Source organism: Nitrosomonas halophila (genome assembly GCF_900107165.1).
Taxonomy (GTDB): domain Bacteria; phylum Pseudomonadota; class Gammaproteobacteria; order Burkholderiales; family Nitrosomonadaceae; genus Nitrosomonas; species Nitrosomonas halophila.
In genome coordinates, this window is sequence record NZ_FNOY01000006.1 from 72472 (window position 1) to 92457 (window position 19986).

Sequence of the window (19986 nt, forward strand, 5' to 3'; positions counted from 1 at the left end):
CCCAACCCATCCAGCCTATACAATGCCAGATATATCACAATGTTTGCGCAGTTTCGTCAAAATATCCAACCATCCTCACTCTGGGAAAAGCCTTGCAGGGTGTGCTTGCGCAGCGGTTATTTTCAGCCGCCGCGCATTGCGAGCGCGGCAAGCGCTGATTCCAGCCAGCCAAATCCAATATGTTCCTGCTCAAGCCGGATATTTTTACCGAGCCGGTTATCACGCAAATCGTCATACAGCGCCTGTTCTTCCAGCCCAAGCCGTGTCAGGTTGCGGGCAGTTGGTCTAATTTCCGTGCCCCAGTGCGCCTCGAACGCCAGTAGGGTCGCGCGGTTCATCAGGAATGATTCCACATGCCCGAACTGGCTGCGGAGCTGGTCGAGTATGGCGAAACCATGGGTATCGATATCGCCCCAGTAGTGAATGCGGCAACGCGCCAGCCATTTTGCCCGGCCCAACATTTCGAAGCCATAGCCTGCCCCAAAAATGATCAGGCTGTCCTGAATGGGAGGAAAAGCCAGGTAGTTGATTTCGTTCTCGGTAATGAACACTCGTGACACACCCGGACCCAGCCGGGAAAAACTCTCCGCATCCAAGGCCATATCCCGCTCGCCAATTTCAGGCAACAAGGCATGCGCGCGATCCAGCATCCGGAAGCGAATACAAACCGGCTTATCCAGGAAACCGTATCGGCGGGCGAATTGCGTCACGCCAGAGGCTGCGGTATCGATTGCCGCGGGCGGCAGCGCGCTGTCCAGCAGTTCGCTGAGCACCCCCCGGTGGCGCTCGATAAACTTGCTATGCACGCCCGGGATGTCGACCTGCCTGAGGTATACGCCTGGGCGCGGATGTGCCTTCAGCCAAGCGACGACTGCCAGCAAACGTTCCCAATCCTCGGCCAGCGCCAGTGCCCGCTGTGGCTTCCGGGCCAGCCAATCTGACAATTCCGGATGCCGGGCGCGCGTCATGTCAACCAATGCAATGAAACGCGCCGCTTCCCGCTGCTTGCCTAGCAGCTTCAAGGCATCTTCGGTACTGTCCAGCCATACCGCATGCGGCACTGCATTGGTGCCGAAGACCCGGTGCCTGAACGCGCGCATTTCCACCCGGCAGCAGGCTATTTCGCGCAGCGCACTGATCCAGGCGCGCACGGCATCGAAATGCTCGCTCATTTCAGCCGATGTAGGGCATTTAAGCGGCAAGCGCCGTGGAAACAGGGATTCGCCTGTCGCCAGACTGGCCAGAATGTCACCCCGCTCCCACAGCTTCTGTACCTGGGCGCGCAAATCCGCCGGACTCGTCCAGTTCATCCAGTCATTCTGGCCTTCTCTTCCTGGTATGCCTCGATCGAGAGATTGCGCAGCCTGGAAGCGCGGCCATCGTCGTTATGCACAAACCCCACGCTGGCAACATAAGGCTCGATGATGTGAATTTTCTGCAAAGGGGTGACGATCAGAAGCTGCAGATTGAGCTGAGCAAACAAGCGCAACCCATATTGCGCCGACTCATCCGAGCCCCGTCCAAAAGCTTCATCGATAACCACGAAGCGAAAAGAACGGGAGCGCACCGCGCCCCATTCCAGGCCGAACTGATAGGCCAGGCTCGCCGCCAGAATGGTGTAAGCCAGTTTCTCCTTTTGGCCACCGGACTTGCCACCCGAATCCGAATAATGCTCATGCTCGCTATCATCCTCCCGCCAACGCTCGCTGGCGGCGAACATGAACCAATTGCGCACATCGGTCACTTTTGCAGTCCAGCGGCGATCCAGCTCGGACTGGCCTTCGCGCCCGCGGAAACGCTCGATAATATGCCGCACCTGTAAAAACTTGGCCTCGGAATACTGACTGTCGTCCGATCCGGTCAGCGCGCCCTCGGTGCAGGCACGCAGTTCCGACTGAAAATCCCGGATATCGGCATCGGGTGTCGGCTGTGCTTCCAGTACGATATAACGGCCGCTGTTGTAGTCGATGCCGGTCAGTGATTCGTTGATGCGCGCAATTCGCTCCTTGATTGTTTCCCGCTCGCGTGCCAGTTGTGATTGGAAATTCGCCACTTCACGAATGGTGTTCTCGTTGAGCAACTCCTTGAAGCGCGCCTCAAAGCGTGGCAAGTCATCGCTCTGCAGACTCCGCAGCATAGTGCGGTATTCAAACGCCGCCTCGATGCTGGCGTCGATCTCGGAAGTTTCGAGCTTGAATGCTTCCTTATAGGAAGTCATCGCCTTGACGATCCGTTCTCCCAAGGTGCTGAGTTTCCTGGTTTCGTTTTCGATCTGCTTTTGCAGCCAGTCACGCAGGTCACGCTCGCGGTGGTCGCAAGATTCGACGGTCAAGGAATGTTCGCCCAGCACTTCACTGCGCGCCTGGTCGAGTATTTCAAAATAGGCCGCAGGATTTGAATCGGCCAGACCGGCGTCATTCAGCAGGGTTTGTGTTTGTGCATGCAAGGCTGCGCTGTCACTTTGCTTCTGCTCGATTTTGGAACGCTTATCCTTATGTGTTTCCAGCTGGGCCTCGCTATGCTTCAACGCCAGGCTGGCCTCATTCAATTGTTCGGTCAATTGCTTAAGCACATCGGAGGCCGATTCCAGCTGCTGCTTTTCATCCTGCAGTCGCGCCAGCTCCACGGCGAGCGACTGCCAATCGAGCTCATGGTAATCAGCGTACTCACCCAGTTTGGATAATACCGTCAGGCGTTCCTTGAGCAGGCTCTGCTCGGCCTGAATCTTGCCAAGGCGGCCACCCAGCTCGCCCAGATCGCTCTCCAGCTGTTTCGCCTTGATTTCGAGCGCGGCGATCTTGGCCGCGTTACCCCAGCCCAGCACATAACGGCCACGATCATCCAGCCGGTGGCGGTCGTCTTTTTCATGCCGCTCGCCGGGCGCTTTAATCTGTCCGGCGCGGGTAATGGCGCGCGTCTCGCGACGGAATTGCGCCTGGGTGTCGCAACAGGCAATATCGAAGCGGTATGCCAGTTCACGCTCGAGCCAATCGTAAAAGGGAGAATCGGGCTTGATAATCAGCTTGCGCGCCAGCGAATCCCGGTGCAACGCGGGAGGCTCACTGCGCGCATGCGGGCGCACCCGGAAATAGACCAGCCGTCCTCTGAGTTGTGTTTTATCAACCCATTCAGCAACGGCCATGTAATACGCATCCGGCACCAGCAGCGACAAACCAAAGTTGCGCAACAAACGCTCTGCCGCACCCTCCCAATCGCGCGCCGCCTCATGCACTTGCAATAACTCGCCGGCAAAGGGCATTTCCGTTTCGGGCACCTCCAGCGCTTTGCAGAGCGCGGCACGCATGGCAATCTGCTCCGCCGGGATATTACTGCGCCGGGCTTTCAAACTGTTGATTTCGGCACTTAATGCATCATGCGCCTGTTTACCCTGACGCAGACTGACGCCATGCTCGGTCAAGTCATTCTGCAGGCTGGCCTCGCGCGCCTGCGCCGCTTCTTCCAGCTGCTGGAATCGTTGCCGCTGCACGATAAAATCCGCTTCATCACCAGCCGGGATTTCATCAACCGCCCGCACCAGTTCAGCATAACGCTGCGCCTTGCGTTCACGTGCCTGGCGTGTCTGCTCCTTGTTGTGGATCTCGACAGCCAGCCGCTCAAGCCGGTCGCCGCCGTTCTCGGCAATGCTGCGCTTGAGTTCTTCCATTGCGGCGCGCCGGGCCTCGCGTTGTGCTTCGCCTCGCTTGATCAGTGCATCCAGATGCGCCCGCTCAGCGGCAAGATTCGCCCGCCGTTTCTCCAGCAATGCCAGCTTCAAGCCCGCGAAATAAGGCTTGAGTGCTTCACGGCAGGCGCGGCGTTCTTCCAGATGCTGATTCAGCGCAGCATGCCGCTCGCAATCGGCAACCAGTGGAGATAGCAGCGCCACCTGCTGCTTGGCTTTCAGCACGGCCTCATGCGCCCGGTTGAGATCATCGAAATGGTCAATCAGCGCTGCGATACGCGGCGCGACATCGAAAGGTTCGAGCATGTGACTGCGGACGAAATCAGTCAAATTGCCAACCGATTTCATCGACACCGTTTGATGGAACAGCTCGAGTGCCTGTTCATTGTCGATCCCAAAGCGCCGCCGGAACCAGGCGCCATAGGGCGGAAAGCTGTCGAACACTTCCGCGCCCCGACCGCCGCTGTCCGCACGCAGCCGCTTGCGTAATTGCGTGATATCGGAGCCAAAGTGTGCAAAATCAGTAGCGATCGACAAAGCACGTTCCGCGCCCACAAAAAAACGGGCCGGCTGACCCTGTGCATCCTTCATCCAGAACACCTGCGCCAGCGTCACTGTCTGGTCGTAGCCCGCATTATGAAATACCCCCAGGATCACGGAATAGCTGCGGGCATCACGCAGCGCCACCGGCTTGGCGGCGCCGCTGGCTTCATTCCGCTCCGACTTGTAGTGACCGAGCACATAGGAGCGCAGCGTGCGCTCCTTGCTGTCCGCACCGGCAGCCTTGTTGTATGCAATGCGCTGCGCCGGGACCAGCAAGGTCGTCACGGCATCGACCAGCGTGGATTTACCCGAGCCAATATCGCCCGTCAGCAGGCCGTTCTTGCCGTCAAGCTGCAAAGTCCACACCCGCTCACCGAAAGTTCCCCAGTTGAGAACCTCCAAACGGTGCAGACGGAAACCGGCCAATGTGTCGTCGCCCACGAAATCCAGCTGTTGCGTTCGCAATTCACTCATCCCCGCGTTCCTCTATCTCCCCCGCAAGATGCGCCCGATAGCCGGCCAGGCGCGCATCCAACTCAGCCAGCCATTGGGCATCGACAAACGCCTTGAGTATGCGCCGCACCTCGAACACCGCTGCCTGCCCTCCCGGGTTCGCCGCGCCCGCACGCAACCGGCGCAGGAAGCCCAGTTCCACCACTTTATTGAGATATGTCTCGATCTGGTCGACCAGGCGTGCCTCATTGCTGCTTTCCGGCAAAAATACCCGCATCAAGTCAACGATCTCATCCCGGGTCAGCACCAGCCGCGTATCGCTGCCACTGGCGTCAAATTCGGCCAGCTTCTTGCGCAGCAGCGCCAATAGCAGGCTCACCGGAAAAGATAATGGGCGCCTGGCAACCAACCGTGGCAATTTGGAAACCGTATCATCCCCCTCGTCCGAACGCGCGCGCAGAAAAGCATAGCCTTCCGCCTCATCCAGCCCCAACACCGCCACATAATCCCGCACGCGGGCCTGCAGCGCAAGCAGCGCACTCCATTGTACGGCATTGCCTTCCTGATAAATCACACCTTTGAGCAATGGAATGACCAATGCCGATAAATCGTGGGTGGCTGTAGTTTCTTCAAAGATATCTTCTCCCATTCCTACCTCACGAAAATCACGCGTGGCATATGCACGCGCTTCATGGCTTGCTTTCCATCGGCCGTGGCGCTTTGCCAGGTGATGGTTTCAGTCGTATCCTCATCGACGACGGTTTTGGATGACTTGCCCGCAAGCTCCAGGTAAGTCACCAGCTCCGCCAAACCATGCTGCAGCGGATGCAGCTGACAGAGCGTGCCAAGCGTAATCTGTGAACGGTCCTGCAAGGCATGCCGAATATGCCGGGCCATGCGTGCCTTGTCGATGACTACTTGCGAATACAGCGCGTCCATCTGCCATTCCTGCGCATCGTCGTCATCCGATGGCAGCACGATATCGACGATCGCTGTTTTGGCATTGACAGTATACAGTGGGCGCTCCAGCGGCAACTCGACGGATGCCGCTGGAGCGTCAATGGTCATCACCTCGCCCGCTGGGGATGATGCCCGCAATGCCAATGCCTTGGCTTCCAATCCTTGCAGGATATCCATGATACGACGATTTTCCAGCCAGGCCTGATCATCCAGAAAGCGCCGCAATTGCTGTGAAAGCCGGGCCACCGTGCGCTGTGTATGCTCACCGGCTTCCAGCCAGTCATAATGGATCCGGTGAGTGCGCGCATCGGGTTTGAGTTCGGCAATCGGCGCCAAGGACAACACCCGTTCAAGCAAAGCTGTCAGTTCCTCCTGCCGGCTGCTCGACATCAAAAAATCCCAGAACGCCCGGAAGCTGCGGCCCTGGTCCGAATCGGCAATCGCATCGCGTTCACCCATGATCTCTTCCAGCAACACGCCTTTCGCGCCGGCCCACAATGCGATGCGCTCACGCACGCGCCGATCCAGACTGCGAAAGTTGTGCTCCACTTCACGGAAATCCGTGAGCAATTCACGCGCCAGTTGCGTGAATTGCTGAAAGCGATCTTTCAGCGCAGTATCGTCCAGCAGCGGCAGATCCCCCGCCTCTATCCGGGCTATCTCCATATCGATCTCGTCACGGCGCTTTTGCAACTCCGCAATCCGCGCCTGCGGATCCGTTTCACTGCCTTCGCTCATCTGCTTGAGCAATTCGAACAGCGTCAACAAACGTGATTCCGTTCCGACAAAGCTACGCTCTACCAGCGTTCCCAGCCAGGCAATCGCTTTCTCGCTGGCCGGGGTCAGGTCAAAATGCGGTTCATCCGATCCGTGGGTGTAGAATTTGCGCAACCAGCCTTTCTCAATACTGGCCCAGTCATTGAGGTATTCCAGTGCAGACTTGGGAAAAGCCGCATCTCCCAGCTGTTCACGTAAATTAAACAACTCATCCTCCAATGCCTCGGACAAATCCGCCTGCGCCATCACCCGCACATTGGGAATGACGAATACTCGCTGCAGGAAACTGGCTACCAATGGAGCATGATCGGAACGCAACAAGCGCCAGGCAGGATGGTTCTGGCGCAGCAGATCAAGCGTGGTGTAATCGAGGGTCATGACAGGAATGGCTGCATTCGTTCTTGCGCGGCCAACCGGCGTGCAAGAACGATTCAGCCCACATGGTTACTTGAGTGTTTCTTGAGTGTTTCGTGGAAAACTGTAGATTTTCCTATATTTCACACGATCATTCAGCACAAAAACACGCCACACAAACTGTTTACTCTAATTCAAACAGTTAACTTCTCTGCAAAGAGTTGATTGCCAGTATCTCGACTGCTTGCCACGAGCCTTCCCGCCAATCGTATTGGATGTCAGCATGCGCTGCATCACCGGATAATCACTCCCATGCGCGGGTTAGTCACCCATTCGGGGTGGAGCCATTCTTGTGGATAGCCATACGATATGACTGTCGTATTACGGCCTTGCGGAGAGAGGAGCAGTAACAAACGAGGTATTTCTCACTACACAATCCGGCCATTCAGAACGAGCCGGAGAAAGCGCTACCGCTGCGGAGAGCAAATCCGGTTGAGAAAAGTGATGGCGGAGAAGCGGTTTGCCCCAGACCGCCCTTTTCCTGCCTGATCGTAGATATGAGTGATTTGCAGGCTACCGTCTTGCAAGCGTGCCTGCACAGTATAGGCATCATAACCGAGGTCGACGCTGAAATCGATCCACTCCAGCGGAACGATGAACTCTACACCCTGCGGAATACGTTTAACGGCAAATCCATCGGACGAAGCCACAGTCCCGAATTTTCTGCCGACTAGCACTGGGGGTGCATCTTCCGACTGAAGCGTACCTTCGTAAACCAGTCCATGCAGGTTCTGCTGCGCATTGATCAGGATCAGCAGTATATAGTGCTTTCCATGCAATATCTGCAGCAGCAAATATTCATCTGCTGCACCCGATTGCCGCTCTCCTTTGGTTTTGACCTGAAAAATCAGCTGGCTTGCTGGCGAGAGCGTGACAATGACGCGCAATATATCAAGTTCGGGCGACAAGGCTTTATCCCTGAATGACAGGATCGTACGCGGATCGTCATACATGCTCATCGCGTAAACTGGCAAACTGGTCGTCAGCCACAGCAGCAGAAAAATCAATAGCGTTTTCATGACGCGAACAATGCCCTGTTTTCACGAAACAGTTTCGCAAGCTGTGCGGCATCTTCAAGCGCATCGAAAATCAGCCGGATCCTGCCGGCCGGATCGATAAGGAATGCGGTGGTACTGTGATCGACCTGATAACTCGACTGATTGCCTGCATTCTTGGTAAAAAAAACCGCCTCCACGCCGAAAGTGGCTTTGAAATGCGCGAGCGTCTCCCCCTCGAAACGCAAATAGGCAATATCCGACCCGAAGCCCTGGATATAACTGGCCAATTGCGCGTGGGAATCCCTGTCCGGATCGACTGTCACGAACACCCCGCCCAGATCGATCTGCTCAACGGCCGCCGCCTTGACCAAAATGGACAAATTGGCAAGCGACATCGGGCAGATGTCCTTGCAATGGGTAAACCCAAATACGACCAGCTGCCATCGATGCCCGGTACCTGGCTGCGCAGATTTCAGTTGCGTCACCACCTCGGCAGGTAACGCCACCGGTTGTGACAGAATAAACGGGGCTGCCTGTAAACTGCTTGGGACACCGACAAACAGGATGAGATACATTGTCACGATCCGCAGCCTCGATAGAACTGCCTGGATTGTTTGCATAACCAGTCTCTTCTGTTTCATGGCCAAATCCTCCACTCTGTTCAGAAATACCGGCACAGACCAGCTTGCGACCGGTCATCTATTCCTGCTGCCAGTTGATGAACAGATGAACCGGCGCGCAACACTATTCTGCATTCAGGATCAACGGGTAGCGCCGGCAGCAAAGATGCCATGCGGCATCACAAGTCCATCCTCGGGTCCGAACACTTTGACGACGGTATCTGTCGTCGTATCGATCTTGACTACGTAACCGGACACCCAGCTTGCCAGCATCAGATAGCGATTGTCAGGTGTTGGGCTGATTGTATGTGCTACCGCATAGCCGGTCGGCAGCTCGTGGCCGGGCCGGAGTCTTTTGATGAAGCGGGGCCGATAACGATCGCTCAAATCGAAGATCGATACATAGCCGTCTCTTCCAAATTCATAGTCAATGGTATCCTCCTCGGCGATATAGAGCTTGCCGTTGACGACTGCCAGATCGGAAGCGGAACGGAAAACGCCTCGGCCACGGACATGCCGGGTATGCCTAAGGATCTGCGTAGCACGCCCCTCCAGAGTGTCGATCAGCCAAACACTCGGCGGGATAATTGCCTGTGTGGCGGCAGAAGTCAGCGAGGTTTTATCAAACTGCATCGAAGCGGTCAGCGCAAAGCGCTCGTCCAACCAATAGACAAAATGGGTAAACGCTGCATGCCGTCTCTCATCGCCGAGCATGATCTGACCAGCTGCCTGTAATTCACCGGTTTCACGGTTGACTCTGTAAACATCGATCACGCTGTTATCAAAGAAATAACCAGTTCCGAGGCCAACCGTACCCGATTTATTGAAATTGATGCCATGCGTCTGCTCCGTATAGTCGGGGATACTGATGGGATCAACACTGGCAAATTCATTGGTCCTGTGGTTGATCACCCGCACCCGGTCGGAAGTGAATTCGGTAAAGTAGAGATAATCCGAGTAAGGCAGCAGCGTGGGCCCATGAATCTGGGTCGATCCGGCCTGCAACCAAGCGGGAACAGCCTGATTACGATTGATCGCTTCGACAAAGGGCAGCTCGGCTGGGGTACCCGCAGTATCCGCAGCCAAGACCGTCTCGACGGCCAAACTGACTGTACCGGCATCCCAGTCAAGGTGATCGACCCTCAAAGCAATGATGTAAGCCGGATGTTCCTGGGTATTATCCGATGTGACGAAGATTTTGTTGCCTTCCGGCAGGACAACCGTATGCTGCAATGGGATATTCCCGGGCCAGTGATCGATGCTGGCCGGATCCACAATGATGAGCTTATCGTCCTCATAATTAAACAGGTAAAGCATCCTGGAATGATAATCGATAGCAGTGACAACCGGTTGCAGGTAGTGATTATAAACATTGGGATACTGGTGAACCGGCAACAACGAATTGTGATGGTGACCATTCGCACCGGCAGGCATTGCAACCGATATCAGTAGAAATAGCGCGATAATCGGAATGTTGCGATGAAAGATTTTATTCAACGAAATCATCAGTGACCTCCTCTCTTTGCTAGTGACACAACGCATTCTTAAAGAACCGGCCGGCAATCAAACCGGCTGTTCAAGAACACCCAATCGAAACAAACCCTCTCTTTTTCGATCTCGACCAATAATCCCCAGGCAGCACATTAATACCGAAGACATAATCGTTCGCTTCGTCATGGTCGACAGGCATATTGCGTAATCCAGTATTTTCATGTTGCCGCCTGCTTTCAGGCTGGATTGCCTTTCCATCCACTCACCCAGTAAAAATCCACTTTGCATACAAAGCTACCAAGAGTAGACTCACAAACAACATACAAATTGAATAAAAGATCGATTTGGGATAGGGGGGTTGTCATTAAAATGCGTATGCATCCTGCCAGAATCGTGCCGCCAGACCATTTGCATGTCTTCGAGCGCACTCGCTTGTTGGCACTTGCCGAGCAAAGAAAGGCAGCAAGGCTGATGTGGGTGAGCGGTCCTCCCGGATCGGGTAAAACCATCTTCGTGAGAGATGTGCTGGAAAAGCGGCAAGCTTCCTTTCTATGGTATGGAATTGATGGGCAGGATAATAACCCGGCCGATATTATTCATTTCCTGTCACTGGCTGCCCGCAAAAATCATCCCCACAAAAAACTGAATTTGCCCACACGCCACCCCCCTGGCGACGCGCGGAGCCTGGAAAATTTTGCACGTGGCTATTTCGAGCGGCTTTTCACTGTACTCACCACAGAAACGGTCATCGTGCTGGACAATTGTCAGGAGATGGAAAAAAGCGCCAATTTCCTGCCCCTCTTGCATGCAGCCGTCAATCAGCTGCCCCCCGGCCTACAAATTATCTGCACCAGCAGAAACCAGCTCTCTCCTGTACTGAATCGATCGCTGCCACCAGAACAGATTACGGAAATGGGCAGCCGTACATTACGGTTCGATGGCCAGGAAAGCTACAGCTTTCTGAAATGGTTGAACCCATACCTGGATGATCAACTGATCCATCGCATCCAATCCTGGACAGAAGGATGGGCAGCCGGGATGGTGATGCTGGCGCAATCAGCCTGTATCGCTGACCGGTCCTACAATCCCGACTCCAGAACGCATCTCTTCGATTATCTGACATCGGAAGTACTTGCCCATATTCCGCCGTCCCTGCAGGTATTTCTAGCTGCCAATGCCTTGCTCCCCCAATTCACTGCGGAAACCAGCGCTCAACTGACTGGCTGTCGACTGGCTCAGCAATATCTCGATGAAATGGCTGTTCGCAATTTCCTGACCGAATGCTCAACAAAGCCGGATTCCCTCCCCATTTATCGCTTTCATCCCCTACTCAGAGAATTGCTGCTGCAGCAAGCCCCGGCACTTCTTACGCCGGATGCTTGGCAGCACGCACAACGTAAAGCAGCAGCCATTCTCGTCAAGCAGGATGAAGCCATGCTGGCCATGTCGCTTTACCAGCAATTGGAAGACTGGTCCGCCTTGAAAGATATACTGATCCAGCAAGCAGAGCGATTGATCAGAACGGGGCAAGCACTCGCTGTCAGCCAGCTCATGCAGGCGTTTCCGGATGGCTATCTGGATGCAGATCCCTGGTTGAACTATTGGTATGCCATTGCGCTGCAATCAACCGCCCCCTGTGCAGCCGAGCAGCGACTGGAGATCAGTTATCGCCAGTTCATGATCAAGCGCGACGCGAAAGGCGCTTACACTGCCTGGCAGGCAGCAGTTGAATCGATCCTGTTTGCCTGGAACGATTTTTCCGGAGTAAAACGCTGGCTGAAACGCTTCGAAGAACTGCGCAAGCAGTACCTGCCTTGCCCGGTTCCGGCAGTGGATATTCAGTGCCAGGCCAAGGCGCTCCATGCATGCGCCACTTATCACGCCCACCCTGCTGATCTGCATCGGTTGCGCAAGCACTGCGAAGCTTTTTTCTGCACCGCTCCGCCTGGCAACGCAAAATATGAACTGGCGGTGGCACTGGGCAGCTATTATTCACTCACGACACGACCGGCCAGACTGCAGATGATCGTACCCTGCCTGCAATCGGCACTGGCAGAGGACACGCTGTCCGCTCCGGTACGCATCATGAGCGCCTATCTGTTGCTCTTTCTTAGGCTGTACGCTGCCGACACCAAAAAAGCACTTGAATATGCCCATCAAGGGCTTGAATTATCAACCCTATCGAAGATCGGTTTGTTCAAGCATCTATTGCTTACCGGCATCGCTGATTGCCACATCGCCGAGGGTAATCTCACCAACGCCGAGGATGCCTTGTTCCAGGCGATGAAATCAGTCGATCTCGAACAACGTGGCGCCAGCGCCCTGCTCTATGCGCATACTGCATGGATCGCCACATTATCCGGCCACTTGCACTACGCCCTGGAACAGAACAGGCAGGCGCTGCGCTGGGCAAAACTGGCGCACTGGGGAATCGGCCATGTTTATGCATTGGCACTCGAGGCGCAAATCCTGACTGGATTGTCGCAATGGCGTCAAGCAGAATCGACACTGTCCCGGCTGCACAAATCGGTCAAAGACATGCCCACCCCATTCACCATAATCCAGTATCACATGACGGATGCGTGGCTGGCCCATGCACAGCGGAACGAAACGCGCACCATCGACGCACTCAAACCATTGCTGCGTATCATGAGCGCCGAGCAGGTTTATTTTTGCACCAACTGGCAACCCAAGATAGTGGAATCGCTCTGCCTGGTAGCGATCGAGCATGATATCGAGAAAGCATTTGCCATTCGCCTGCTCAGACGTTACCGCTTACCGGTCCACCCGCCCTCGTATCTTGCCCAATGGCCATGGCCGGTCCGCATCCACAGCTTTGGCACTTTGATTGTCGCCGCCGAAGGCAGGCCGATCGAGCATTGCTGCAAAAGCCAGAAGAAAATACTCGAGTTGTTGGAATCACTCGTGCTCCTGGGTGGCCGGCATATTCAATGCGACCAGCTGGCCGAAATGCTTTGGCCGGATGCAGATGGCGATTTGGCCAGACATGCCCTGGAAACCTCGCTCCACCGGCTGCGCAAGCTGATCGGAAAGGAAGCCATACTACTGAATGCCGGCTTGGTATCCCTCAATGAAAATTATTGCTGGTTGGATTTATGGGCATTTGAAGCCACGATCGTTACGCTTGAGCAAGCCCTGCAGCGCAACGAGCCGTCTCCTGTCATCGTCAAGTTGACCGACCGCTTGTTGGCTCTGTACCAGGACACATTCCTGAAAAATACCAGTACCGGGCCTGTGATACTGAAGCAGGCACAATTGCTGAACAAATTGTGTCAAGCACTTGACCAGTCCATCGATTACCATGAGCGGCAGGGGGAAATCAAGCAGGTCTGCGCCTTGCTGCACAAGGCGCTGGAATTCAGGCCGCTGATCGAGGGAAACTATCGGCGCCTGATGATACATTACCGCAATCTCGGCCAGCCTGATCGGGCACTACAGATTTATCATCAATGCCATCAGATTCTACACCAGGGGTTCAATCTGCAACTTTCAAATGAGACCCGGCTTCTTGCGCAGCAACTGCAACAAGGACAGGATTGATTCCTGCAACCCTCATAGCCGACGACCAACCCGCGTGAGCAGGCAAGAGTAACAGGTGCTGGGGTGAGCGATTATCCCGGATTCTCCAAGCATTTTATATTCAAAATCCATGTAACTGTCCTCTCGGCATGGCCACGACCGCAGTCTTCTGTTGCATAGACACCGGCGGCGATGAGTATAAACCCAGCGGCCGGTTATGCTGCTCCCCTTTCTGCCCATCACACTCTCACGGGCACATCATCGGCAACTTATTCCATATTTTTGACTCAGCAACGGCCTGTTAAGGCCCACCTCCTTCCAGTTCTTTGGCGGGAGAATCGCTTGCCTCTACTGGCCTCTTGTCAATTCTGGGTGTTTGACGCCCGGTTGGTCGTGCAATTTTCCCGATCAGGACAAAAAAGAGTGGCACAAAGAAAATTGCCAGGAATGTAGCTGCAAGCATTCCCCCAAACACACCCGTTCCGATGGAATGGCGGCTGGCCGCACCCGCTCCCGAAGCGATCACAAGCGGAAGCACGCCCAGAATAAAGGCCATGGATGTCATGATAATAGGACGGAAGCGAAGACGTGCAGCCTCAATAGCCGAATCAGTCAATGACATACCTGCAGCACGTCGTTGATTTGCAAATTCAACGATCAGAATCGCATTCTTGGCAGCGAGTCCAATTAATGTTATCAATCCGATCTGGAAATAAATATCATTGGTTAGATCTCTTGCCCAGATCGCCAGCAACGCACCCAGTACTCCGAAAGGTATCGCGAGAATAACCGCGAAGGGAACAGACCAGCTTTCATACAATGCAGCCAATACCAGGAAGACCATGAGCAATGCAAATGCAAATACCAAAATGGACTGTCCGCCAGCCTTACGCTCCTGATACGAAATACCGCTCCAGTCAAGCGTGTAACCTTGTGGAACAAGGATTTCGTTAGCCACCTGCTCCAGCGCCTCAAGAGCCTGCCCTGAGCTATAACCGGGTGCAGCACTTCCCAATACGAGTGCGGAATTGAATCCATTGAAATGCGTAACAGGATCCGGTCCGCTGTTAAATTCGGTCGAGACAACGGCATCCAGGGGAATCATGGTTGATGTGGTGCCGTTCCGGGCGCGAACATATATTTTGCTGATATCATCCGGATTGGACCGATATTCTGGAAGCGCTTCAGTTTGTACTTTGTAGATACGACCGAATTTTATGAAATCGTTGATATACAAGTTACCAAAATAAGCCTGCATAGTATCGAAAACATCAGAAATAGGTACGCCCAGTGCTTTCGCGCGCTCACGATCTACGTGGGCAAATAATCTGGGTGCGCTTAAACGGAAATTTGTATTGGCAACCGCAATGGCCGGGTGCTCCATCGCTTTGGTGATGAATGCCTGTGCGATCGCAGCAAATTTTGAAAAATCACCACCACTTGGGTCCAGCACCTGAACCGAGAACCCTCCGGTGGAGCCGAGCCCACTGATCGATGGCGCATTGAAGGCTAAAATCAGGGCTTCTGGTATTTTGGCAAATTCCTGGAAAGCCGCTGCTATCAGACCATGTACTTGTTCGTCTGCATTTTTTCGTGTATCCCAGTGATTCAGCGGAACAAACATTGTTGCCTGATTCGCGCCACGTGTTCCAAATACGAAATTTTGCCCCGCCAGAGTATCGGTTGAGTGAACCGCCGGAATCGACAGAAAGTAGTCTTCTACCTTGTCAAGCACCTCGGTTGTTCGCGTTAAAGACGCGCCATCTGGCAAATGAATCACAGTAATAAAATAGCCCTGATCTTCTTCTGGAAGAAAGCTTTCCGGAATGGTTCTAAACAAACCCGCTATAACGAGTATTAAAACTGAGAAAATAGCCAATGCGATCATTGATCGCCTAATAATCAGTCCGGCAACCCCAACATACCGCGCTTGGAACCATTCAAATGATCGATTGAAGAGTTTCCAGAATCCTTTTGGAGAATCATGGCCCGGCTTGAGGACCAGCGCACATAAAGCGGGGCTGAGCGTAAGCGCCACAAATCCGGAAATGGTGACAGACAACGCAATAGTAATTGCAAACTGCTTGTACAATTCGCCAGTAATACCCCCTAAAAATGCAGCGGGCACAAACACGGCTGCCAGCACCAGTACAATCGCAATTACTGGACCGGTCACTTCATCCATTGCTCGCTTTGCCGCCTCTCTGGGTGATAGCCTGCCCTTGGACAGGTGTCGCTCAACGTTCTCTACCACCACAATCGCATCATCGACCACAATGCCGATTGCCAAAACCATGCCAAAAAGTGTCAGTGTATTGACCGAGAATCCCAGTGCTTGCATGCCCGCGAATGTCCCAATCAGAGAAATTGGCACCGCGACAGCCGGAATAAGTGTCGCACGCCAGCTCTGGAGAAAAAGAAAGACAACCAATATGACCAGTAGTGTTGCTTCTACGAGTGTTTTGACAACTTCCTGAATAGAAACATCGATAAATGCAGTCGTATCATAAGGGATATCGTAGGATACGCCAGCCGGGAAACCTCTAGCGAGCCTTTCCATTTCCTGGCGAATGCCTTGAACTGTATCCAGCGCGTTGGCGCCTGGCGAAAGAAATGTCAAGATGAAGGTATTCGGGCGCTTATTCCATCTTCCTTCCAGATCATAGGATTGAGCGCCCAGCTCAATTTTTGCCACATCCTTGAGCCGCACCATAGAACCATCCGGATAAGCCCGAACGATCATGTCCTCGAATTCCTTGACTTCACTCATCCGTCCACGTGTAATGACTGGAATGGTAAGCTCCGTTCCCTGAGGGGTAGGTTCGCGCCCTATTCTTCCGGCTGGAAAATCACGGTTTTGCTCCCGAACAACTGCCGCTATTTCAGTCGGTGTGAGATCAAGTTGTGCCATACGGACAGGATCGAGAATCAATCTCATGGAGTAATCCTGGCCACCAAAGATAATTGCATCCCCGACACCCGGCAGGCGCTTGACATTGTCGAGAATTCTCAACAATGCATAATTGGACAGAAAAATTGTGTCGTGTTCTGGATCGGTAGAACTCAGTGCTATAACCGCCAATAGATTCGGCGATGTTTTTTTGACCGTTATCCCCTGACGAATGACTTCGTCCGGCAATTGTGGCTCAGCTAAACGCTGTCTGTTCTGCGTCTGAACCTGTGCAATATCTACATCAGTTCCTATCTCAAACGTGAGCTTCATCGTCATGTGCCCATCGTTTGTACTCGTGGATTCGTAATACAGCAATTTGTCGATGCCAGGAAGCTGCACCTCGATCGGCCGCGCCACAGCCTCTGCCACAACCTCGGCGCTCGCACCAGGATAATCGGCATCAATTTGCACCATCGGCGGGGTAATCTCGGGAAACTGTGCAACTGGCAGCTTCTGCAAGGAAACCAGGCCGATTACGATAATAATGATGGACAGGACCGATGCGAAAATCGGCCGATCAATAAAAAAACGCGGGCTCATGGCATATTTCTCACAGTTTGTTCTGTTTGTTCGTCGGGATGATCAGGCGTGCTGTGACTATTCCGATACTGCACGGCATCTACCTGAACACCTGGCTGAATCCGAAAGAGGCCTTCCACCACCACCCGCTCTCCTGCACGCAGGCCTTTCTCGATCAACCACTCAGTCCCATGCCAGCTGCTGGCCTGAACAGGACGAAGTTCTATTTTTTCTTCCCCATTGATAACGTAAACAAATGACCCAGTCGGTCCCTGCTGAACAGCTCGCTGGGGAATGAGAATGGCATCGATACGGCTATAGCCTTTGATACGAACCTTGACAAATTGGCCAGGATAAAAATAGGACTGTCCGGGCGATCCTTTTCCCTCAGGATTGGGAAAGACAAAACGACCCTGTAACGTCCCGGTCTCGGGACGTAAAGCGACATCCGAAAAATCCAGCACGCCCTCTTCAGGATAAATACTGCCATCGGAGAAAGTCATCAAGCCGCGCAGCTGGAAGATATCGGGCCGCTCAACTTTATGTTCGGCCAGTTCACGGCGCCGGCGCAGCAAATAGCTTTCCGGAACACTCACGTTGACATACATTGGGTCCAGCTGATCTATCGTAGCCAGCAAGGTCGTTTGGGCGGAAACAAGACGCCCTTCATAAAAATGGCTGCGGCCAATCCGGCCATCCACCGGCGCAGTGATCAACGTATTATCCAGATCGAATTTCGCCTTGATGAGATCGCTTTGCGCAGCCTCCAAAGCAGCTTTGGCTGCGCCTACTTCTGCAACCGCATCATCGACATTCTTTTTGCTGACTGCCTGCTGCTTAAGAAGAGGCTGGACACGTGCCAGATCCTGCTTGGCCTGATCCAGTCTGACCTGAGTCTGTGCCACCCTTGCCTTCGCGCTAAGATAAATCGCCCTGAATGGAACAGGATCGATGAGATAGAGTTGGTCACCCTTTTTAACGTTTCGGCCCTCGGTAAAGAATACTTTCTTTATGATTCCACTTACTTGGGGACGAATCTCAACCGGGCGAAAAGCTTCCGTCTGCCCAATGAATTCTGGCTCATCCGGAATGGTTCGAGTAGTCACTGAAATGAACTCTACCTGTGGAATTGCTGGCAGCGATTCAGTAGATGGAGCTTTTGAACAGCCAGCAAGCAACAGGATAGTCAGAAACAATCCTAAATATAGGATTTCTTGGGCAGGTTTGCTTATAGAATCAGTCAACATAGTCAATTACCGAATCGATTGTGAGGTAAATCCGATTTCCCTAAATTTCAGCAAGTGGGATTTTTCTCATTCAGTTTTCATAAGATATTTCACGTGTTACCGCTGGTGGCAGGCTGAGCGCTTCATCCGGATTCCAGCCCCCCCCCAGTGCCCTAAAAAGCTGAACGACAGAAACCAAATGCAAACGATGCATGGACATCAAATCAAACTCGGCATCGAACAAATTTCTTTTTGCGAGCAGCACATCGACATAGCTGGTAATGCCGCTCTCGTAACGCAGATTTGCAATCCGCAAAGCCGATTGCAATGCTTCGACTTGCCGCAATTTTGCGCTTCGCTGATCACTTGCCGTCCGAATAGCTATCAAGGCGTCCTCGACTTCCTGCAGGGCCACCAGTATGGTTTGCTCGTATTTCGCCAGTGCTTGTCGCGCCTGCGCTTCTGCCGCTCGCTGCTCAAAGCCTAACGTTTGTGAATTGAGCAAAGGCCCAGCAAGCCCGAGACCTCCTGCTCCGAACTCACTGCCGGATTGCAGCAAATTGGATAACGCAGGACTTGAAACACCCAGAAAACCAGTAAGTGAAAATTTGGGAAACCGCGAAGCCTTAGCAACCCCAATTCTAGCAGTAGCTGCTACAAGCTGTTGCTCGGCCTCAAGTATATCGGGTCTCCGTTGTAACAGATCGGATGGCAAGCCTACCGGTATCTCAGGCGGAACCAACTGCTTTGTCAGTACAAGCCCGCGCGGAATCGGTGCTGGAATGCTGCCCAATAACACGCTGAGTTCATTCTGTTTCTGGGCAGTCTGTCTTTCGAGCTCAGCCAACCTTGCCGCTGCTCTGGCGTGCTCCGCTTCAAATTGGTCCAAATCAAGGCGAGAAATCAAACCGCCTTGTAACTGTGCCCGGGAAATCGCAACTGACTCATCCCATGAATGCAAAGCTCGACGGGCTATATCAAGCTGCATGTCAAACTGCAACAAATCGAAATAGGAATGGGCCACAGCGCTGACCAGAGTCAACACAATCGCACGCCGACTCTCTTCGCGCGCGACCAAATCAGCACGGGCAGCCTCATTGGCGCGACGTATCCTTCCCCAGAAATCCAGCTCCCAATTCAGAATGGTTTGCCCGAAATAATTGTAAGGTGTGGGAAATCCAGGCTGGCGGAAACCGCCAAGGGTACCAAACGCAGGCGCATTGGCATCTATTCTCATATCCGGAACAAAGTCCATCCGGGCCATGCCCAGGCGCGCCTGAAGCTCATCAACACTGGCTGCGGCTGCCTTGAGTTCTTTGTTTCCCAACAAAGCCTGCCTGATAAGCCGCTGCAATACCTCATCCCTGAGCAATTCCCACCATGGAAGATTGGCTATGGACGGCCCCTCCACTTCAGTCATACGAAATTTTTCAGCGAGATCAACAGGAGGTCGCGAATAATCAGGCCCCATAGCACAGGATGCCAGCAATAAGCTCACACATAGCGGTAAAATGTGAGTACGGTCGTTATTCCAGCTCCTTGCCGAAAGAATTGCGGAGATCCTGCTCATCAATCGTCCAGACGTCACCAGAACGATTCCAGCCATCAAATAAAAATAAAAAAGCTTAAAACATGACATGCCGCCACTTCCTTTTTTATTATCAATCAGAGGATTATACTCTCTAGTACCCAGCATCCGAAATATATCCGATAACCTATACGAGCAAAGGTTTGCCAATATAAGTCCAGCGAAACGACTTTGCCAAGGTTTCATTGAAGAACTCAATAAAAGCCAGGATACGCTGATTCA

11 protein-coding genes are annotated in these 19986 nt (G+C 53.5%); 1 reads left to right on the forward strand and 10 read right to left on the reverse strand.

Features of this window, described 5'->3' with window-relative positions:
* Positions 1-122: 122 nt before the first annotated feature.
* The 7 genes from BLV85_RS02700 to BLV85_RS02730 all read right to left on the reverse strand — a co-directional run bounded on the left by BLV85_RS02700 (position 123) and on the right by BLV85_RS02730 (position 9953).
* Positions 123-1310: a DUF3322 domain-containing protein gene (locus BLV85_RS02700; RefSeq protein ID WP_090411858.1), complete on the reverse strand. Its 1188-nt coding sequence runs from the start codon at positions 1308-1310 to the stop codon at positions 123-125.
* On the reverse strand, positions 1307-4699 hold the full coding sequence (locus tag BLV85_RS02705) for an ATP-binding protein (protein ID WP_090411860.1): 3393 nt from the start codon (positions 4697-4699) through the stop codon (positions 1307-1309). Before BLV85_RS02705 ends, BLV85_RS02700 begins: the two co-directional genes overlap by 4 nt.
* Positions 4692-5327, reverse strand: coding sequence for a DUF4194 domain-containing protein (locus tag BLV85_RS02710; protein WP_090411862.1), 636 nt, complete (start codon positions 5325-5327; stop codon positions 4692-4694). The genes BLV85_RS02705 and BLV85_RS02710 overlap by 8 nt, the downstream gene beginning before the upstream one ends.
* Positions 5328-5329: 2 nt before the next feature.
* A complete protein-coding gene (locus BLV85_RS02715; protein WP_090411864.1) occupies positions 5330-6793 on the reverse strand; it encodes a DUF3375 domain-containing protein in 1464 nt (487 codons plus the stop codon).
* 443 nt (positions 6794-7236) lie between these two features.
* The gene (locus BLV85_RS02720) at positions 7237-7848 is read right to left on the reverse strand and encodes a hypothetical protein (RefSeq protein WP_090411866.1); all 612 of its coding nucleotides are present in this window, start codon (positions 7846-7848) and stop codon (positions 7237-7239) included.
* A complete protein-coding gene (locus BLV85_RS02725) occupies positions 7845-8468 on the reverse strand; it encodes an SCO family protein (RefSeq protein WP_245725057.1) in 624 nt (207 codons plus the stop codon). The genes BLV85_RS02720 and BLV85_RS02725 overlap by 4 nt, the downstream gene beginning before the upstream one ends.
* 120 nt (positions 8469-8588) lie before the next feature.
* On the reverse strand, positions 8589-9953 hold the full coding sequence (locus BLV85_RS02730; protein WP_245725058.1) for a YncE family protein: 1365 nt from the start codon (positions 9951-9953) through the stop codon (positions 8589-8591).
* Positions 9954-10307: 354 nt separating this feature from the next.
* Here BLV85_RS02730 and BLV85_RS02735 point away from each other — a divergent pair, with 354 nt between their 5' ends.
* Positions 10308-13499, forward strand: coding sequence for an AfsR/SARP family transcriptional regulator (locus BLV85_RS02735; protein ID WP_090411868.1), 3192 nt, complete (start codon positions 10308-10310; stop codon positions 13497-13499).
* Between the two features lie 280 nt (positions 13500-13779).
* Here the strand turns inward: BLV85_RS02735 and BLV85_RS02740 are convergent, their stop codons facing one another.
* The 3 genes from BLV85_RS02740 to BLV85_RS02750 all read right to left on the reverse strand — a co-directional run bounded on the left by BLV85_RS02740 (position 13780) and on the right by BLV85_RS02750 (position 19746).
* Positions 13780-16971: a multidrug efflux RND transporter permease subunit gene (locus BLV85_RS02740; protein WP_090411870.1), complete on the reverse strand. Its 3192-nt coding sequence runs from the start codon at positions 16969-16971 to the stop codon at positions 13780-13782.
* Complete coding sequence (locus tag BLV85_RS02745; protein WP_245725059.1) at positions 16968-18056, reverse strand: efflux RND transporter periplasmic adaptor subunit; 1089 nt, start codon at positions 18054-18056, stop codon at positions 16968-16970. Before BLV85_RS02745 ends, BLV85_RS02740 begins: the two co-directional genes overlap by 4 nt.
* A 211-nt stretch (positions 18057-18267) precedes the next feature.
* On the reverse strand, positions 18268-19746 hold the full coding sequence (locus BLV85_RS02750) for an efflux transporter outer membrane subunit (RefSeq protein ID WP_090411896.1): 1479 nt from the start codon (positions 19744-19746) through the stop codon (positions 18268-18270).
* Between the last annotated feature and the right edge of the window lie 240 nt (positions 19747-19986).